Raw genomic sequence first — 17,081 nt, 5'->3', positions numbered from 1 at the left:
GGCCGGGCGGGGACGGCCGGGACGGCCGGGACGGCCGGGACGGCCGGGACGGCCGGGACGGCCGGGACGGCCGGGACGGCCGGGACGGTCAGCGGGCCCAGGACGTCCCGGCGCCTGACCGCGGCCACGGCCGGCCGCGCCGGGCTGGACTACATGGCCCAGCTCACCGGCAAGGACGTCGAGGGCGTCACGCTGGTGAAGCCGGCGGGCGACGGCTGGACCGTCGAGGTGGAGGTGGTCGAGGACCACCGGATTCCCTCCTCCGGCGACACGCTGGCGATCTACGCCATCGACCTCGACTCCGAGGGGGACCTGGTGTCCTACCGGCGGGTGCGCAGCTACAAGCGCGCCAAGGGCGACACAGGCGGGGTGTACTGACATGTCCGAACCGATGTCATCCGGGCGGGTGATGTCCCCGTACGGCGGCCCGCAGCGGGCGCCGGCCCGCGACTCCGGCGGCAACCTCGGCGACATCCTGGAGCGCGTGCTCGACCGCGGCGTGGTGATCGTGGGTGACATCCGCGTCAACCTGCTGGACATCGAGCTGCTCACGATCAAGCTGCGGCTGCTGATCGCGTCGGTCGACACGGCCAGGGAGCTCGGCATCGACTGGTGGGAGCACGATCCGTGGCTCAGCTCGGGCGACCGTGACCTGGTCGAGGAGAACCGCCGCCTGCGCCGCCGCCTCGCCGCGGCCGAGGGCGAGCCCCTTCCCGCGGAGTCCGGCCGATCCGGTCGCGAGAGGCGACGCCTCGCCGCCGGCGACCGGATCGCCCTGGATGACGACCGGGCACTGGCGGAGGACCGCTGGGAGGAGCCGGAGCCCCGCCGGACGGCGCGCCCGGGCCGGAGACGGGCGCCCGGCGCCGCGAGGGGGCCGCGCCCGGACGTCCCTTCCGAGGAGGAGCACGGTGGCTGACACGGGGACCTACCTGTACGCGATCACCCGCGCCGGTGACGGCCCCGGCCCGGAGGTGCTGGAGGGCCTGAAGGGCGTGGCAGGGGCTCCCGTGCGCGCGCTGAAGGGCTCCGGGCTGGCCGCGTACGTGAGCACGGTGCCGCTGGAGGAGTTCGGGGAGGGGCCGCTGCGGCGTTCGCTGGAGGACCTGGACTGGGTCGGCGAAACGGCCCGCACGCACCACCGCGTCGTGGAGGCCGTGGCCGGGGCCGCCCGCTCGGCCGCTCCGGTGCGGCTGGTCACGGTCTACAGCGGCGACGAGCAGGTCCGCGACCTGCTGGACCGGCGGAGCGACGAGTTCGCCTCCGTCCTGTCGCGCGTCGCCGGCCGCCAGGAATGGGGGGTCAAGGCCTACGCCCACCGCCCCGCCCAGCCTTCGGCGGCGCCTGCCGCGCCGGGGGGTCGCGGCGCGGCGGGGGCGGCCAGGCCGGGGACGGAGTACCTCAGGCGCCGCAAGGCCAGCCTGCGCGACCGTGATGACGCCTGGCGCGAGGCCGCCGAGCGGGCCGAGATGATCCACGGCACGCTCGCGGAGATGGCGGTGGCCAGCACCCGCCACCGTCCGCAGGACCCCCGGCTGTCGGGACGCGACGACTGGATGCTGCTCAACGGCGCCTATCTGGTGGAGAACGACCGGCGCGCGGAGTTCGCCGCCTCGCTGGACGCCTTCCGGGGACCGGAGATCGACATCGAGCTCACCGGCCCCTGGGCGCCGTACTCCTTCACCGCCCTGGAGACGGCCGGCGGCGGCATGAACGACACCTACGACCCCGAGGGCCCCGGCCCCACCGAGGGCCACGACGCCCCCGACCCGCGCACCCGTGACCGGTCGTCGGGGCGCCGCGGCGGGGCGGAGGGATCCCATGGTCGGTGAGTCGACGTTCCGTGGCGCCGAACTGGCGGAGCAAGGACGACTGCCCGCCGAACGCGTCGCGCTGGTGGACCTGCTGGACCGCCTGCTCGCCGGGGGCGTCGTGATCACCGGCGACCTGGTGCTGTCCATCGCCGACATCGATCTGGTGCGCATCTCGCTGCGGGCGCTGATCATGTCGGTACGGGCGTCCGAGCCGCTGGGAATCGGAGTGGGACATGAGCCGCCCGCACCGTGACCCCGCCCAACCCGCGGCGACCGGCGCGGCGACCGGCGCGGGGACCGAGGCCGCGGGGACCGGAGCCGGGCCCTACCGGGAGCCGGGGCGGTCGCGGTCGGGGCCGTGGCGGCTGGACACCGACCCCGAGACGGTGGAGCGGGACCTCACCCGCCTGGTGCTGACTCTCGTGGAGCTGGTGCGGCAGCTCGTGGAGCGCCAGTGCGTGCGCCGGATGGACCAGGGCGACCTGTCCGACGACCAGATCGAGACGCTGGGCCTGACGCTGATGCGCCTGGAGGAGGCGATGACCGACCTGTGCGAGCGCTTCGACCTGTCACCGTCGGACCTGAACCTCGACCTCGGCCCGCTCGGCACCCTGCTGCCCACCGACTGACAGCGCAGCGCCGCCTGCTCACCGGGTCGAACGCCATAGCAGGCGCCGACACCGCCGCACCACGACCCGCCGACCCGGCGCCGATCACCTCCAGCACACACCGGGATGGACAGCCGCACCCGGTGCACGTACGTGATCACCACACCGGATCGGAGCGGCCGACAGGCCTTGCGAGCCAGGTCGGAGTAGCCCGTGAGGCTTGCCAGGTCCGAGTGGCCGGGAGGCTTGCCAAATGGCGTGCCGGCAGGCGGGTGGGGTGGGTCAGAGGGCGATGCCGAGGAGGGCGTCGGTGGTGGCGCGGACGAGAGCGGGGGCGTCGGGGTCCTCGCCCTCCCCCGCGAGGGCCCGCGTCGCCCAGGCGTCGATGATCTCGAGCGCGCCGGGCGCGTCCAGGTCGTCGGCCATCCGCTCGCGGACGCCCTGGAGCACCGGCCCTGCGTCGGGGCCCGCGGGGCGGTCGACGGCCGAGCGCCAGCGGGCCAGCCGCGCCGTCGCGGTGTCGATCTGGTCGCCGGTCCACTCCCAGTCTTCGCGGTAGTGGTGGGCGAGCAGCGCCAGCCGCACCGCCATGGGGTCGTGCTCGGCGCGAAGCCGGTGCACGAAGACCAGGTTGCCCCGCGACTTGGACATCTTCTCGCCGTGTAGGCCGACCATGCCCGCGTGCACGTAGGCCCGGGCGAAGGGCCACTCTCCTGTGGCGATGTGCCCTTCGCTGGCGCCCATCTCGTGGTGCGGGAAGATCAGGTCGGTGCCGCCGCCGGAGACGTCGAACCCGCTGCCGAGGCGGTTCAGCGCGATCGTGGTGCACTCGACGTGCCACCCGGGACGGCCGGGGCCGAGCGGCGAGGGCCAGGACGGCTCGCCGGGACGCCGGCCCCGCCACAGCAGCCAGTCGAGCGGGTTGCGCTTGCCCGGCCGGTCGGGATCGCCGCCGCGCTCGGCGAACAGCTCCAGCATCCGCTCCTCGGAGTAGCCGGAGACGGCGCCGAACTTGGGGGCGGCGGCGACCGAGAAGTAGACGTCGCCGTCCACCTCGTAGGTGGCGCCCTTGTCCTTCAGCCGCCCGATGAGCTCGGCCACCTGGTCGACGACCTCGGTGACGCCGACGTAGTCGTCCGGCGGGATGATGCGCAGCGCCTCCATGTCGGTGCGGAAGAGCTCGATCTCCTTGGCGGCCAGCTCCTGCCAGTCGACGCCGGTCTGCTGGGCGCGTTCGAGCAGGGGGTCGTCCACGTCGGTGGCGTTCTGGGTGTAGTGCACGGCGTGGCCGGCGTCCCGCCACATCCTGCCGGCCAGGTCGAAGGCGAGGTAGGTGTTGGCGTGCCCGAGATGGGTGGCGTCGTAGGGCGTGATGCCGCAGACGTACATCCGCGCCGTGGGCCCCGGGGAGGTCTCTCTGACCCCCCGGGCCGAGGTGTCATGGAGCCGGAGCGGGAGACCGGCGCCGGGCAGCGAAGGGATCTCGGGAGCAGACCACGATTGCATGTCCTGAGCCTATCCATGCGGCCGAGTGGTGCGATCACCCCGGGGTGTCCGATTTGAGGCGCTGGTGCCGCACGGGAACGATGACACAAAACCGTACTTCGTACCGTTCCAACGTGGCAGAATCTTGCCGCCGTGGGTAGAGGGGGCGCCGGCACCTGTCCGTCCGCACGCCTAGGGAGAGATCGATTGCCGCCGTCACGGCCCTTGGGGCCCACCGATCCCCCGACCATCGCCTCCTACCGGGTGACGGGACGGATCGGCGAGGGCGGCCAGGGCATCGTGTACGCCGCCGAGACCGAGTCCGGCGCGCGGGTGGCGGTGAAGCTGCTACACCGGCGCTTCTCCGACGAGGAGCAGGTGCGGCGCTCGTTCGGCGTCGAACTGCGCCGCGCCCAGCGGGTGACCGGCCCGCGCGTGGCCCGTGTCCTGGCCTACGGCCTGCACGACGGACGGCTGTACTACGCCAGCGAGTACGTTGACGGAACCTCCCTGTGGGAGGTCGTCGAGCGTCAGGGTCCCCGCTCGACGGAGGAGCTGTCGCAGATCGCGCTCGGCACGCTGACGGCGCTGACGGCCATCCACCAGGCGGGGGCGGCGCACGGCGACTTCGGGCCGTCGAGCGTGCTGCTCGGCCCGCAGGGCCCGCAGGTCATCGACTTCGCCATCGGCCGGGTGCTCGAACGCCCGCTCGCGGCGGGCGGGTTCGCGGGCGCGTCCCCGTTCAGCGCGCCCGAGCACCTGGCGGCCACGATCCCCGGTCCCGAGAGCGACATGTTCGCCTGGGCGGGCATGATCGTCTACGCGGCGACCGGCCGCGCGCCGTTCGGCCAGGACTCGGTGCCCGCGGTGGTCAACCGCATCCTGAACGGCGTGCCCGACCTGTCCGCGCTGAGCGGGACGCTGCTGGACGCCGTCACCGCCTGCCTGGACCGGAACCCGGCCAGGCGGCCGGCGGCGCGGGAGCTGCTGGCCCGGCTGGAGGGCGTGGACCTCGGCCCCTCCCCTCGGGTCACCCCGGCGCCGCAGGGCCCCGCCTGGACGCCCGGCGCTCCCCCGCCGGCGCCGGGGCCCGGGGCGCCGCCCGCCTACGGGGGGCCGATCCCACTGAGCCCGCGGCCCGCCATACCGGCGGCGGGCCGATCCGCGCAGGCAGGCCCGCCCGGCCCGCCACCGCAGGCCGGCCTGCCGGGCGGGCCGCCTTCGTCGCCGGCCTTTCCTGCCGCCTCCCAGGCCGGTGGCGCACTGCCGTCGCCGGGCGGCGACCGGCTCTCCCCGGACCCGGCCGCGACCGGCCCCATCCCCCCACTCGGACCGGGCCGGCCGGTCGCCGGCCAGAGCGCCGGTCAGAGCGCCGGTCATCCGGGGTTCCCGACCGGCGCGGACCGGGCCGGCGCGGCGGCGGGCCCGGCATGGCATCTCGGCTCGCCAGGCGAGAGCGGCACGCCGCCCAACCCGGGCGACCGACGCCCGCTCGCCCGGGAGCGGCTGCGCGGGCGCCGCGACCGGGTGATCGCGGCGGTGGCCGGGGTGGTCGCGCTGGCCGCCATCGTCGCGATCGTCTCCACCGCCTCCGGCGGGGGGCCGAAGACCCAGTCCCCCGGAGCGGCGCCGCCGCCCCCGGCGCCCGCCACCTCGGCGACCTCGGCGATCCCCGGCGAGACGTCCTCCCCGCCGGTGACCGACGACCCCACCCCGATCCCCTCGCCGGCCAGAACGACGCCGAAGCCGAGCGACAAGCCCGAGCCGACCCCGCGCACGCCGCCGACCAGGGCGGCCAGGCCGCTGCTGCGGGTCAGCCCGGCCCGCATCCGGGTCGCCTCGGACTACATCTCCTACGTGAACATCAAGCTGCGGGCGCCGCGCGGGGCGGTGACCTGGCGCGCCTCCATCAGCGAGGGCGGCGTGCTCAGCACCACGCGCGGCCGCATCAGGGCGGGCAGCTCGGCGACGATCACCGCTTACGGCACCCCGTACTGCAGCACCTCCAAGGTCCGCTTCACCTCCAACGGGGGCAGCAGGACCGTGACGATCATCTGGGGCGGCATCCTGTGCTGAGCGGGACCCGGTACCAGGATGCGGGGTCGCCGGGGCGCGGGCAGAAGTCGTAGCGCGGCTCCCCGGCGCCGAGGGCGACCAGGGTGATCGACGAGGTGCCCCACACGCGCCCGTCCGGCAGCTCCCGGCGGACCACCAGCGCCCTGGGGTCGGAGACCTCCAGCCCCGCCCCCGAGGCCAGCCGCCGCCACTGCTCCCATGCCGGCTCGCCGGCGCGCCCCGCCGACGGGCGCGCGGCCGAGGCGAAGCGCGGCCGGAAGAACGCCACGCGGGGGTCGGCGTCGCCGCTCTCCCAGCCGCTGTTGACCACGATGTGGGTGCCGGCGGGGAAGGTGGCCTCGCTCAGGCCGTGGCCGTCCCAGCTCCACAGCCGCACGCCGCCGGGGTCGGCGACGAGCAGGTGGAAGGGGTCGTAGCAGGACAGGTCGCCGTCGGGCGGCCCGCCCTCGGCCGCCGCCTTCAGCGGCAGGTCGCCGCGGGACCTGCGGATCGGCTCGGGCGCCGCGTCGCCGCACCCGTTCAGCAGCGCCGCGACCCGCGGGACGCCGGGGTCGACGGCCAGCCAGGTGCCGCCGGCCAGAAGGTCGCGCCCGCCGACCAGGGCGGGGTACCGCGGCCAGTGCGCCGCGGGCGGCTCCCATGGCCGGTCCAGTATCTCGTCACGCACTCCGGCCAGCACCACCGGAGTCTCCGCGCCCGGTTCGACGCTCACGATGACCGTGCACACGCCCGTTCCCTCCATACCGGTAGAGATGGACACATCTCACGAAGGGTACGGCCCCGGCGGGACAACTAGATGGGCGGCCAGGGAATCGCGGGCCAGTCCTCCGACGGGGAGGGGTGGACGCCGGTGCTGAGCAGGCGGCGCACGCGATCCCAGGTGGCCTCGACCTCGGCGAGCGTCAGCAGCTCGCGCAGCCGCCGGCCGAGCCGGCCCCGCTCGATGTCGCGTTCGAGGCGGGCCAGGACGTTCACCGCCTCGCGCGGCAGGGGCTTGCCGCGCCACTGCCACAGCACGGTGCGCAGCTTGTCCTCGGCGGAGAAGCAGACGCCGTGGTCGACGCCGTAGATGTGCCCGTCGGGCAGGGGAAGCAGGTGGCCGCCCTTGCGGTCGGCGTTGTTGACCACCGCGTCGAAGATGGCCATGCGACGCAGCGCCGGGTTGCGGCCGCGGATCAGGGCCATGAGGTCGGTCTCGGGGTCGGTGTCGATCCACAGCTGGCACATGCCGGGGCCGAACGGCCCCTCGCGGTAGACGCTCGGCGGCACGATGCGCCAGCCGGTGGCCGCCGAGACCTCGAAGGCGGCGACCTCGCGCGCGGCGAGCGTGCCGTCGGGGAAGTCCCACAAAGGACGCTCGCCCCTGACCGGCTTGTACACGCACTCGGCGACGACCCCGTCCAGGCGGATCGAGCAGTAGAGCGTCATGTTGGTCGCCTCGACCAGCCGGCCGGCGACCTCGATGGTGCCCTCACGCAGCAGGCGCAGGGCGGTGACGTCGTCCAGCCCGGACGCGCCGGGGATGCTGCTGAGCCGGGGGTCGCTCTCTGCACTCACGTGCGGTCCCCCCGGTGGCCGTTGAGACGCACGCAGATGTGCCCGTCGGCGTCCAGCGGCTGCCCGCACAGCGGGCAGGGCGGACGGCCCGCCGCGACGATCTCGAGTGCCCGCTGGGTGAACGCGCGGGCCTCGGCGGCGGTGATGTGCACGCGCAGGACGGCGGAGTCGGGACGGTCGTCGTCGATCGTCTCTTCCTCCTCCTCCTCGTCGTCGACCTCTTTGGCCTCGATGACCACCTGGGAGGTGTCGGGGTCCCACGCGAGGGCCATGGTGCCGACTCGGAAGTCCTCATCGATGGGCAGGTCGAGGGGGGCCTTGTCGGAGAGCTCGACCGGCGCCATCGCCGGCACCGGCGCGGTGCCGCCGCTGCGGCGCAGCACCTCGTCGAGCAGCTCGTCGAGGCGATCGGCCAGCACCGCCACCTGGAACTTCTCCAGGCCCACGGTCGTCATGCGCCCCTGACCACGGGCTTGCAGGAAGAAGGCGCGTGACCCCGGTTGCCCAACGGCACCGGCCACGAACCTCTCTGGCGGATCGTAGTCGAAGACCGGCATAGCCCGACCTTACGTGGTCCCGGCTCCGCCGCCGACAGCGGCGTCGCTCCCGGTGAACTTTTCTCCCCCGTCTTCCCCCGCCGAACCCTCGGCCGGGGCGGGCGGGGGTAGAAGATTCTCCACCCCGCCGCCTACGTCGTTGACTCTCAGGACGAAAGGACGAAGGGCCGTGTAGCGGATCACGGTGAGGGAGGCGGGGTCGGCCGTGATGCGCTGGAACTGGTCGAGGTGAGCGCCCATCGCGTCGGCGACGATCGCCTTGATGACGTCGCCGTGACTGCACACCAGATAGACGGCCTCGTCGCCGAGCTTGGCGTTCCAGTGGCGCACGGCGGCGACCGCGCGGCGCTGGACGCCGGCCAGCGACTCGCCACCGGGGAACACCGCCGCGCTCGGGTGCTGCTGCACCACCCGCCAGAGCGGCTCCTCGGCCAGTTCCTTCAGCGGGCGCCCGGTCCACTCGCCGTACCCGCACTCGCCGAAGCGGTCGTCGGAGGCGATCTCGAGCCCGTCGCGTCCGGCGAGGATCGCGCGGGCGGTCTCCTGGCAGCGTTCGAGCGGGCTGGAGACGATGGCGTCCAGGCTCAGGGGCGCCAGGCGGGCGGCCAGGGCCTCGGCCTGGGCGCGGCCCGGCTCGCTCAGATGGACCCCGGGGGTCCACCCCGCGAGGACCGGCCCGGTCATCGCGGTGAGACCGTGCCGCACCAGAAGCAAAGTGGTCACAAAGCCAAGCTTATTGGGCCGTGATCACCCCTAGAGACAACAGTGTCAGCAGAAACGCCCCGATGAAGACGCGATAGGTGACAAAAACCATCATGGAGTGTCGCGTGATGTACCTGAGCAACCAGGCGATCGACGCGTATCCCACGATGAAGGACACGACGGTGGCGATGATGGTCGGCACCAGGTCGGGGCCGCCGCCCGCGCCGACGTCGCGCAGCTCGAACAGCCCCGACAGCACCACGGCGGGGATGGACAGCAGGAAGGAGTAGCGGGCCGCCGCCTCGCGGGTGAAGCCGAGGAAGAGCCCGCCGGTGATGGTGGACCCCGAGCGCGAGGCCCCGGGCACCAGGGCGAGCGCCTGGAACCCTCCGATGATCAGGCCCTGCCTCAGCGTCAGCTCGCCGATCGGGGTGCGCTGCCGGCCGATCTGCTCGGCCAGCAGCAGGAGCAGGCCGAAGACGATCAGAACGGTCGCGTTGATCCACAGGTTGCGGGCCGGGCCCTCGATCTGGTCCTTGAACACCACGCCGAGCAGGCCGAGCGGGATGGTGCCGAGGCCGATGTACCAGCCCATGCGGGCGTCCATCTCACCGCGCAGCTCCGGGGTCCACAGGCTGCGCAGCCAGGTCCACATGATGCGCACGATGTCGCGCCAGAAGTAGATGACCACGGCCAGCATCGTGCCGAGCTGGATCACCGCGGTGAACGCCGCTCCCGGGTCCCCCCAGCCGAACAGCCGCGGGACGATGAGCAGGTGGGCGGAGCTGGAGATGGGCAGGAACTCGGTGAGCCCCTGCACGATGCCCAGCACGATGGCTTGCAGTGCGTCCATAGTGCGCGCCAGCCTAGGGCAGGCAGGCGGGCGGCGCGGGGAGGCAGGGGCGTGCGGGAATCGGTGAGGATCCGCCGGTGCCCCGCACCGCGCGGGCAAGGCGCGTCGTGCGGTATCGGCCCGGGTGAGAGGTTCCGACACGGTAGCCTGGCCGGATCATGGATCAGCGAATGGTCGGGCGCAGCGGTCTTTCGGTGTCGCGGGTGGGGCTCGGCACCATGACCTGGGGCCGCGACACGGGCGCGGAGGAGGCCGCCGCGCAGCTCGTCGCCTTCGCCGACGCCGGGGGCACCCTGGTCGACACCGCCGACGTCTACGCGGGCGGCGACGCCGAGCGTCTGCTCGGCCGCCTGCTGCGCGACTCGGTGCCGCGGTCGCAGATGGTCGTCGCGACCAAGGCCGTCCTGACACCGCGCGGCCACCGCTCGCGTGACGGCTCGCGCCGCGGCCTGCTGTCCGCGCTCGACGCCTCCCTCGCCCGCCTGGGCGTCGACGAGGTGGACCTGTGGCAGTTGCACGCCTTCGACGCCGAGGTGCCGCTGGAGGAGACCCTGGCGGCGGTCGACACGGCCGTCGCCTCCGGCCGCGCGGTGTACGCGGGGGTCTGCAACTACGCGGCGTGGCAGCTCGCGGCGGCGGGCGTGTGGCAGCGCTCGGCGCCGGGGCGCGCGCCGATCGTCTCGGCCCAGGTCGAGTACTCCCTGCTGGCCAGGGACCCCGAGCGTGAGGTGCTGGCCGCGGCCGAGCACGTCGGCGCCGGGGTGCTGGCCTGGTCGCCGCTCGGGCGCGGGGTGCTGACCGGCAAGTACCGCGTGGGCATCCCCGCCGACTCGCGGGCCGCGACGCCGCATTTCGCCGACTTCGTGCAGCCCTACCTCGACGAGCGGTGCCGCCGGGTCGTCGAGTCGGTCACCACGGCGGCCGAGGGGCTCGGGGCGTCGCCGCTCGCGGTGGCGTTGTCGTGGGTTCGCGACCAGCCGGGCGTGGCGGCGGCGATCGTCGGGGCGCGCACGCACGCCCAGCTCAAGGGGGTGCTGCAGGCGGAGGAGCTCACGCTGCCCGTGGAGATCCGTGAGGCGCTCGACGACGTCTCGGCCGTCGACCCCTGATCCGCCCGCCCGGGCGCCCCGCCCGGACGCCGCGGCCGGGCTCGGCGGCCATCGAACAGGAATGCGACTCGCGTATCACTACTCGGTACCGAATCGCATCTTGTCATGGAAAGACCGGCGTGGTGCCACACACGATGGTCATGAGGACCGCGGGAGGGGAGCCCGCGTCTTCTTCGCATGCGCAGACGATGGAGGGACCATGCGCAAAAGCACGACCGCCATCTCGGCGGGAGCGCTGACGCTGGCGCTGGCGGGCGGAACCGCGCTGCTGGTGGCCGCGCCGGCGGCCGGCTCGGCGACGGGCGCGCACGGCTGCGAGCGGGGCGGGGCGGCCCTGTCCGGCCTCACCGGAGGCGTGTGCGACCTGCTGGACCAGGTCGGCGTCCCCGGCGCGGACGCCGGCAAGCCGGCGACCGGCACCGGCACCGAGTCCGGGACCGGGACCGGCAAGGCGACCGGCACCGCGACCGGCACCGGCACTGAGCCTGGGACCGGCACGGGGTCCGGCATCGGAGCCAGCACGGGCGCCAGGTCCGAGACCGGGCCCGGCCTCTCGGACCGAGAGCGCGAACCGGAGGAGGGTGCGGCGGGGCCGCCCCGCGACGGCCTCAAGCCGCTGACCGACGCCGTGAGCGATCTGACCGGCGACGCGCTCCGGCCGGTGACCGACAAGGTCGAAGACCTCGCGGACGACGCGCTCAAACCCGTGACCGACGCCGTCTCCGACCTCGGCGGCGACGGGCTGAAGCCCCTGACCGACCAGGTCGAGAAGACCGCCGACAAGCTGACCGGCCGCGGGCACAGGTCCTCGCCCACGGCCGCACCGGCCTCCCCGGACACAGCGGACACACCGGACACACCGGACGCGGACCCGTCACCGTCGCCCGGCGAGGCGCGCGGCGGCTCCGGCGACGACGATCTGCTCGGAGTGCCGATCGACACCGACTGCCTGCCCCTGGTCGGCTCGGCCGACTGCGGGGAGGAAGGGGCCCCTTCGGCGTCCAAGCCCCCCACGGGCACGGACACGGACCGTTCCACTCCCTCGGCCGCTCCGCCCGCCACGCCGCGCGGAGGCGACGACGACGGTGACGACCACGGTGGCGGTGGCGGCAAGGACCGCTCCCCCGGCGAGCCGCCGACCGGACAGCAGGGCCCGCCGCAGATCGTCGACCGGCCCGGCCCGCCCGTGGACCGTGCCACACCTGCGGCCCGCGCCTCCCGCCCGCCGTCCGCCGACGTGGAGTCGCCGCCGCTGGTGCCGCTGTGGCCCGGCCTGCCCCTGCCGTCGCTGCTGGGCGACCCGCGGGCCCGCACCGCCGTACCGGAGAGGCCCTACGACGTCGTGGGGACGGCTCTCACGGCCGTGCTGCTGGCCTCGGCGATCCTCGCGGCCCGCATCGTGCAGTCGCGGCGGGACTCCGACGCGCCGAGGTCGATGCCCTTCGAGGGCATGAGCCACCCCGACAACGGACGCCACCGCCTCGCCTGACCGGCCCGCCGCGCGGCGGCGCGGAGCGCGAACGATCACCTCGCAGCGGCGGGGTGGACGCGCGGGCGGTCACCCCGCCACGCGGCGGGACGGAAACGAGCGGTCACCCCGCCACGCGGCGGGATGGAATCGCGAGCGGTCACCCCGCCGCGCGGCGGGGCGGGGGGTGCGGGCGGCCGTCCGGTCCGCCGCGGAGCCGTACGGCCGGCTCCGCGGTCTCCCCTGCTTTCCTCCGTCAGGCGCCGATGGCGTGGACGCCGCCGTCGACGTGGACGATCTCGCCGGTGGTGGCGGGGAACCAGTCGGACAGCAGCGCGAGGCATGCCTTGGCGGCGGGCACCGTGTCGGCGAGATCCCACCCCAGGGGGGCCTTGGCCGGCCAGCTGTCCTCGAACTCGGCGAAGCCGGGGATGCTCTTGGCGGCCATGGTGCGCAGCGGCCCGGCCGCCACGAGGTTCACCCGGATGCCGTGCTTGCCGAGGTCGCGGGCCAGGTAACGCGAGCAGGACTCAAGGCCGGCCTTGGCCACGCCCATCCAGTCGTAGACCGGCCACGCCTTGGTGGCGTCGAAGTCGAGGCCGACGACGGCGCCGCCCTCCTTCATCAGCGGCAGGCAGGCGACCGCCAGCGACTTGAAGGAGTAGGTGGAGACGTGGACGGCCGTGGCGACGTCCTCCCACGAGGTGTTGAGGAAGTTGCCGCCGAGGGCCGTCTGCGGCGCGAAGCCGATCGAGTGCACCACGCCGTCCAGACCGCCGAGGTGCTCGCCGACGCGGTCGGCGAGCGTGTCGAGGTGCTCGGTGTTCTGCACGTCGAGTTCGATCACCGGCGGCGGCTCGGGCAGGCGCTTGGCGATGCGCTCGACCAGGCTGAGCCGGCCGAAGCCGGTGAGCACGATCGTGGCGCCCTGCTCCTGGGCCAGCTTGGCGACCGAGAAGGCGATGGAGGCGTCGGTGAGCACGCCGGTCACGAGCAGGCGCTTGCCGTCGAGGATTCCCATGTCAGTGCCCCATTCCAAGGCCGCCGTCCACCGGGATGACCGCACCGGTGATGTAGGCGGCGTCGTCGCTCACCAGGAACTTCACCACGCGCGCGATGTCCGCCGCGGTCGCGGCGCGGCCGAGCGGGATGTTGCGCGTGATGGCGTTCTGCTGGTCGGCGTCCAGGGCGGCCGTCATGTCGGTCTCGACGAAGCCGGGCGCCACGATGTTGACGGTGATGCCGCGCGACCCGAGCTCGCGGGCCAGCGAGCGGCCGAAGCCGATGAGGCCGGCCTTGGAGGCGGCGTAGTTCGTCTGGCCCGCCGAGCCGAGCATGGCGACGACGGAGGAGACGAGCACGATGCGGCCCCGGCGCATGCGGAGCATGCCGCGGGTGGCCCGCTTGGCGACGCGGTAGGCGCCGGTGAGGTTGGTGTCGATGACGTCGGTGAAGGCGTCTTCCTTCATCAGCGGCAGCAAGGTGTCCCGGGTGACACCGGCGTTGGCCACCACGATCTCGACGGGCCCGTGCTCGGCCTCGGCCTTGGAGAAGGCCACGTCGACGTCTTCGGAGCTGGTGACGTCGCACTTCACGCCGAACAGCCCCTCGGGGGGCTCTCCGGAGCGGTAGGTGACTGCGACGGCGTCACCGGCGGCGGCCAGCTCGCGGGCGATCGAGAGACCGATTCCGCGGTTGCCACCGGTTACGAGTACTGATCGAGGCATGGGCACGACGCTATCGCTTACTCGCAGGTAAACCCATATCCGCCCCGTACAAGATCACAGGGCTAGGATCGTGGACATGCGCCAGATCGATCCCGACTTCCTCGCCCTTCCGCTCAGGCGGCTGGCGGACGCGGCCCTGCAGCGCGCCCGAGAGCTCGGCGCCGCACACGCCGACTTCCGGCTCGAACGGGTGCGCGGCGAGACGCTCAGCCTGTTCGACTCCCGCCTCGAGGGTTCCATGGACGCCGACGACCTCGGCTACGCCGTCCGGGTGATCCTCGACGGCACGTGGGGCTTCGCCGCGGGCATCGAGCTGACGCCGGAGGCCGCCGCCGAGGTGGCCGAGCAGGCCGTCAAGGTCGCCCGGGTCGCCGCCGCCGTCAACCGCGAGCCCGTCGCGCTGGCCCCCGAGCCGGTGCACGACCAGGTCACCTGGGTGTCGCCCTACGACGTCGACCCCTTCTCCGTGCCGATGAAGGACAAGGTCGCCCTGCTCGCCGACTGGTCGGCCGGCCTGCTGAAGGACCCTCGGGTGGACCACGTCTCCGCCTCGCTCATGCAGGTCAAGGAGCAGAAGTTCTACGCCGACACCGCGGGCACCGAGGCCACCCAGCAGCGGGTGCGCATCCACCCGGTGCTCACGGTGATGCGCGTGGCCGACGGCCGCTTCGACGACATGCGCACTCTCGCGCCGCCGACGGGGCGCGGCTACGAGTACCTCACCGGGACGGGGTGGGACTTCCCCGCCGAGCTCGCCACGCTGCCCGAGCTGCTGGAGGAGAAGCTCAAGGCGCCCTCGGTCGAGGCGGGGATGTACGACCTGGTGATCCACCCCTCCAACCTGTGGCTGACGATCCACGAGTCGATCGGCCACGCCACCGAGCTCGACCGCGCGCTCGGCTACGAGGCGGCCTACGCGGGCACGAGCTTCGCCACCTTCGACCGTCTGGGCACCCTCGAGTACGGCTCGCCGATCATGCACGTCACCGGCGACCGCACCGCCGAGCACGGCCTGGCGTCGGTCGGGTACGACGACGAGGGCGTGGCGACGCGCCAGTTCGACATCGTGCGCGGCGGCACGCTGGTGGGTTACCAGCTCGACCGGCGCATGGCGCTGCTGAAGGGGCTCGGCCCCTCCAACGGCTGCGCCTTCGCCGACTCCCCCGGCCACTTCCCGCTCCAGCGGATGGCCAACGTCTCCCTCCAGCCCGCGCTGGACGGCCCCTCGACCGACGAGCTGATCTCGCGGGTCGAGCGCGGCATCTACGTCATGGGCGACAAGAGCTGGTCCATCGACATGCAGCGGTACAACTTCCAGTTCACCGGCCAGCGGTTCTACCGCATCGAGGGGGGCCGGCTCACCGGCCAGGTGCGCGACGTGGCCTACCAGGCCACCACCACCGACTTCTGGCGGTCCATGGAGGCCGTCGGCGGCCCGCAGACCTACGTGCTGGGCGGCGCCTTCAACTGCGGCAAGGGCCAGCCCGGCCAGGTGGCGCCGGTCAGCCATGGGTGCCCCTCGGCCCTGTTCCGCGGGGTCAAGATCCTCAACACCGTTCAGGAGGGTGGAAAGTGACTCCCCAGGAGACCGTCGAGCGCGCCCTTGCCCTCAGCAAGGCCGACGAGTGCGTCGTGATCGTCGACGAGGGGTCCACCGCGAACCTCCGCTTCGCCGGCAACACGCTGACCACCAACGGCGTGGCCCGCTCCTCCCAGCTCACCGTCATCTCGATCACCGGTCAGGGCGTCGGCGTCGTGTCGCGGTCGGCCGTGCGTCCCGACCAGCTCGCCGACGTGGTCACGGCGGCCGACCTGGCCTCCCACGAGGCGCCGCCCGCCGAGGACGCCCGGCCGCTGGTGGCCGGCACCGCTTCGCGGGGCTGGGACGATCCCGCCGCGTCCACCTCGATCGAGGTGTTCGAGCGGTTCGCGCCCGCGCTCGGCGAGGCGTTCGCCGGGGCCGAGACCGCCGGGCACCGGCTGTACGGCTTCGCCGAGCACATCGTCACCTCCACCTTCGTCGGCTCCTCCAGCGGCCTGCGGCTGCGTCACGACCAGCCGACGGGCCGCCTGGAGCTCAACGCCAAGTCGCCCGACATGACCCGCTCGGCGTGGACCGGCGTGGCCACCCGCGACTTCGCCGACGTGGACGTCGCCGCGCTGGACGAGACCCTCGGACGGCGCCTCGACTGGGCGAAGCGCCGGATCGACCTGCCCGCGGGGCGCTACGAGACGCTGATCCCGCCCACGGCGGTCGCCGACCTGATGATCTACCTGTACTGGTCGGCGGGGGCCAGGGACGCCGCCGACGGCCGCACGGTGTTCTCCCGTCCCGAGGGCGGCACCCGCGTCGGCGAGTCCCTGTCGGCCTCGCCGGTGCGGCTCTACAGCGACCCTGCGGCCTCCGGCATCGAGTGCGCGCCGTTCGTCGTCGCCCACGCCGGCAGCCGCGAGCGGTCGGTGTTCGACAACGGGCTGCCCCTGTCGAGCACCGACTGGATCCGTGACGGGTCGCTGTCGGCGCTGCTGCAGACCCGGCACTCGGCCGAGCTGACCGGGCTCGCGCCGACCCCGGCGATCGACAACCTGATCATGGCGGGGCCCGAGGGCGGGCGCTCGCTGGAGGAGATGATCGCCTCCACCGACCGCGGCCTGCTGCTGACCTGCCTGTGGTACATCCGCGAGGTGGACCCGCAGTCGCTGCTGCTGACCGGCCTCACCCGTGACGGCGTCTACCTGGTGGAGAACGGCGAGGTGGTCGGCGAGGTGAACAACTTCCGGTTCAACGAGAGCCCGGTCGACCTGCTGGGCCGGCTCACCGAGATAGGCCGCGAGGAGCAGACCCTCCCCCGCGAGTGGAACGACTACTTCACCCGCACGATCATGCCCCCGGTGCGGGTGTCCGACTTCAACATGTCGACGGTCAGCCAGGCGAGCTGATCCGCCTCCCCCGGTGCCGGGAGTCCGGCGCCGGGGCCGCCGCCGTCCCGCGAGGGGCCCTCACGGAACGGCCAGGTTCGCCTCACGGGCCCGGGCGGGGCCGCGGCGGCCCCCGCGCCGGAATCCCGGCACCGGGGGAGGCGGATCAGCTCGCCTGGCTGAACGTCGCCATGTGGTTGTCGGGC

18 protein-coding genes are annotated in these 17,081 nt (G+C 73.7%); 10 read left to right on the top strand and 8 right to left on the bottom strand.

Going from position 1 to position 17,081, the window contains the following annotated elements; genetic code table 11:
- The 5 genes from ACWEN6_RS40470 to ACWEN6_RS40450 all read left to right on the top strand — a co-directional run.
- The coding region (locus ACWEN6_RS40470; protein ID WP_452577483.1) for a gas vesicle protein GvpO at nucleotides 1-378 on the top strand (378 nt) is incomplete at its 5' end.
- Nucleotide 379: 1 nt separating this feature from the next.
- Nucleotides 380-919 (top strand): gas vesicle protein, encoded by a 540-nt coding sequence (locus ACWEN6_RS40465; RefSeq protein WP_452577481.1) that lies wholly within the window; start codon nucleotides 380-382, stop codon nucleotides 917-919.
- Complete coding sequence (locus ACWEN6_RS40460; RefSeq protein ID WP_452577479.1) at nucleotides 912-1,832, top strand: GvpL/GvpF family gas vesicle protein; 921 nt, start codon at nucleotides 912-914, stop codon at nucleotides 1,830-1,832. Before ACWEN6_RS40465 ends, ACWEN6_RS40460 begins: the two co-directional genes overlap by 8 nt.
- Entirely contained in the window at nucleotides 1,822-2,067 is a 246-nt protein-coding gene (locus ACWEN6_RS40455; RefSeq protein WP_452577477.1) for a gas vesicle protein, read from the top strand. The genes ACWEN6_RS40460 and ACWEN6_RS40455 overlap by 11 nt, the downstream gene beginning before the upstream one ends.
- Nucleotides 2,048-2,443: a gas vesicle protein K gene (locus ACWEN6_RS40450; RefSeq protein WP_452577476.1), complete on the top strand. Its 396-nt coding sequence runs from the start codon at nucleotides 2,048-2,050 to the stop codon at nucleotides 2,441-2,443. The genes ACWEN6_RS40455 and ACWEN6_RS40450 overlap by 20 nt, the downstream gene beginning before the upstream one ends.
- A gap of 261 nt (nucleotides 2,444-2,704) precedes the next feature.
- Here ACWEN6_RS40450 and mshC read toward each other — a convergent pair whose 3' ends face one another.
- Complete coding sequence (gene mshC, locus ACWEN6_RS40445; protein ID WP_452577474.1) at nucleotides 2,705-3,928, bottom strand: cysteine--1-D-myo-inosityl 2-amino-2-deoxy-alpha-D-glucopyranoside ligase; 1,224 nt, start codon at nucleotides 3,926-3,928, stop codon at nucleotides 2,705-2,707.
- 186 nt (nucleotides 3,929-4,114) lie between these two features.
- On the opposite strand from mshC, the gene ACWEN6_RS40440 reads away from it, so the two are divergent.
- Nucleotides 4,115-5,983 carry a protein kinase domain-containing protein gene (locus ACWEN6_RS40440; protein ID WP_452577472.1) on the top strand — a complete coding sequence of 623 codons (1,869 nt, stop codon included), beginning with the start codon at nucleotides 4,115-4,117 and terminating at the stop codon, nucleotides 5,981-5,983.
- Here the strand turns inward: ACWEN6_RS40440 and ACWEN6_RS40435 are convergent.
- The 5 genes from ACWEN6_RS40435 to ACWEN6_RS40415 all read right to left on the bottom strand — a co-directional run bounded on the left by ACWEN6_RS40435 (nucleotide 5,958) and on the right by ACWEN6_RS40415 (nucleotide 9,652).
- Nucleotides 5,958-6,710 (bottom strand): NRDE family protein, encoded by a 753-nt coding sequence (locus ACWEN6_RS40435; RefSeq protein ID WP_452577470.1) that lies wholly within the window; start codon nucleotides 6,708-6,710, stop codon nucleotides 5,958-5,960. The genes ACWEN6_RS40440 and ACWEN6_RS40435 overlap by 26 nt on opposite strands.
- Before the next feature lie 65 nt (nucleotides 6,711-6,775).
- Nucleotides 6,776-7,540 (bottom strand): SCO1664 family protein, encoded by a 765-nt coding sequence (locus tag ACWEN6_RS40430; protein ID WP_354931154.1) that lies wholly within the window; start codon nucleotides 7,538-7,540, stop codon nucleotides 6,776-6,778.
- Nucleotides 7,537-8,097, bottom strand: coding sequence for a DUF3090 domain-containing protein (locus ACWEN6_RS40425; RefSeq protein WP_354845200.1), 561 nt, complete (start codon nucleotides 8,095-8,097; stop codon nucleotides 7,537-7,539). Before ACWEN6_RS40425 ends, ACWEN6_RS40430 begins: the two co-directional genes overlap by 4 nt.
- Nucleotides 8,098-8,106: 9 nt before the next feature.
- Nucleotides 8,107-8,820 carry a histidine phosphatase family protein gene (locus ACWEN6_RS40420; protein WP_354931148.1) on the bottom strand — a complete coding sequence of 238 codons (714 nt, stop codon included), beginning with the start codon at nucleotides 8,818-8,820 and terminating at the stop codon, nucleotides 8,107-8,109.
- Nucleotides 8,821-8,830: 10 nt separating this feature from the next.
- On the bottom strand, nucleotides 8,831-9,652 hold the full coding sequence (locus ACWEN6_RS40415) for an undecaprenyl-diphosphate phosphatase (protein WP_354845194.1): 822 nt from the start codon (nucleotides 9,650-9,652) through the stop codon (nucleotides 8,831-8,833).
- Nucleotides 9,653-9,810: 158 nt separating this feature from the next.
- On the opposite strand from ACWEN6_RS40415, the gene ACWEN6_RS40410 reads away from it, so the two are divergent.
- Both ACWEN6_RS40410 and ACWEN6_RS40405 read left to right on the top strand, forming a co-directional pair.
- A complete protein-coding gene (locus ACWEN6_RS40410) occupies nucleotides 9,811-10,761 on the top strand; it encodes an aldo/keto reductase (protein WP_380829608.1) in 951 nt (316 codons plus the stop codon).
- Between the two features lie 199 nt (nucleotides 10,762-10,960).
- On the top strand, nucleotides 10,961-12,250 hold the full coding sequence (locus ACWEN6_RS40405; RefSeq protein ID WP_452577468.1) for a hypothetical protein: 1,290 nt from the start codon (nucleotides 10,961-10,963) through the stop codon (nucleotides 12,248-12,250).
- 235 nt (nucleotides 12,251-12,485) lie between these two features.
- Here the strand turns inward: ACWEN6_RS40405 and fabI are convergent, their stop codons facing one another.
- Together fabI and fabG are read right to left on the bottom strand one after the other, a co-directional pair.
- A complete protein-coding gene (fabI, locus tag ACWEN6_RS40400) occupies nucleotides 12,486-13,250 on the bottom strand; it encodes an enoyl-ACP reductase FabI (protein ID WP_452577467.1) in 765 nt (254 codons plus the stop codon).
- Nucleotide 13,251: 1 nt separating this feature from the next.
- A complete protein-coding gene (gene fabG, locus ACWEN6_RS40395) occupies nucleotides 13,252-13,956 on the bottom strand; it encodes a 3-oxoacyl-ACP reductase FabG (protein WP_354931141.1) in 705 nt (234 codons plus the stop codon).
- Between the two features lie 76 nt (nucleotides 13,957-14,032).
- Here fabG and ACWEN6_RS40390 point away from each other — a divergent pair, with 76 nt between their 5' ends.
- Nucleotides 14,033-15,532 carry a TldD/PmbA family protein gene (locus ACWEN6_RS40390; protein ID WP_452577465.1) on the top strand — a complete coding sequence of 500 codons (1,500 nt, stop codon included), beginning with the start codon at nucleotides 14,033-14,035 and terminating at the stop codon, nucleotides 15,530-15,532.
- Complete coding sequence (locus tag ACWEN6_RS40385; protein ID WP_452577463.1) at nucleotides 15,529-16,896, top strand: metallopeptidase TldD-related protein; 1,368 nt, start codon at nucleotides 15,529-15,531, stop codon at nucleotides 16,894-16,896. The genes ACWEN6_RS40390 and ACWEN6_RS40385 overlap by 4 nt, the downstream gene beginning before the upstream one ends.
- The last annotated feature ends 185 nt before the right edge of the window (nucleotides 16,897-17,081 follow it).

The organism is Sphaerisporangium sp. NPDC004334 (genome assembly GCF_053602655.1).
The sequence above is the reverse complement of the archived record's forward strand: the minus strand, read 5'-3'. Positions and strand labels throughout refer to the sequence as shown.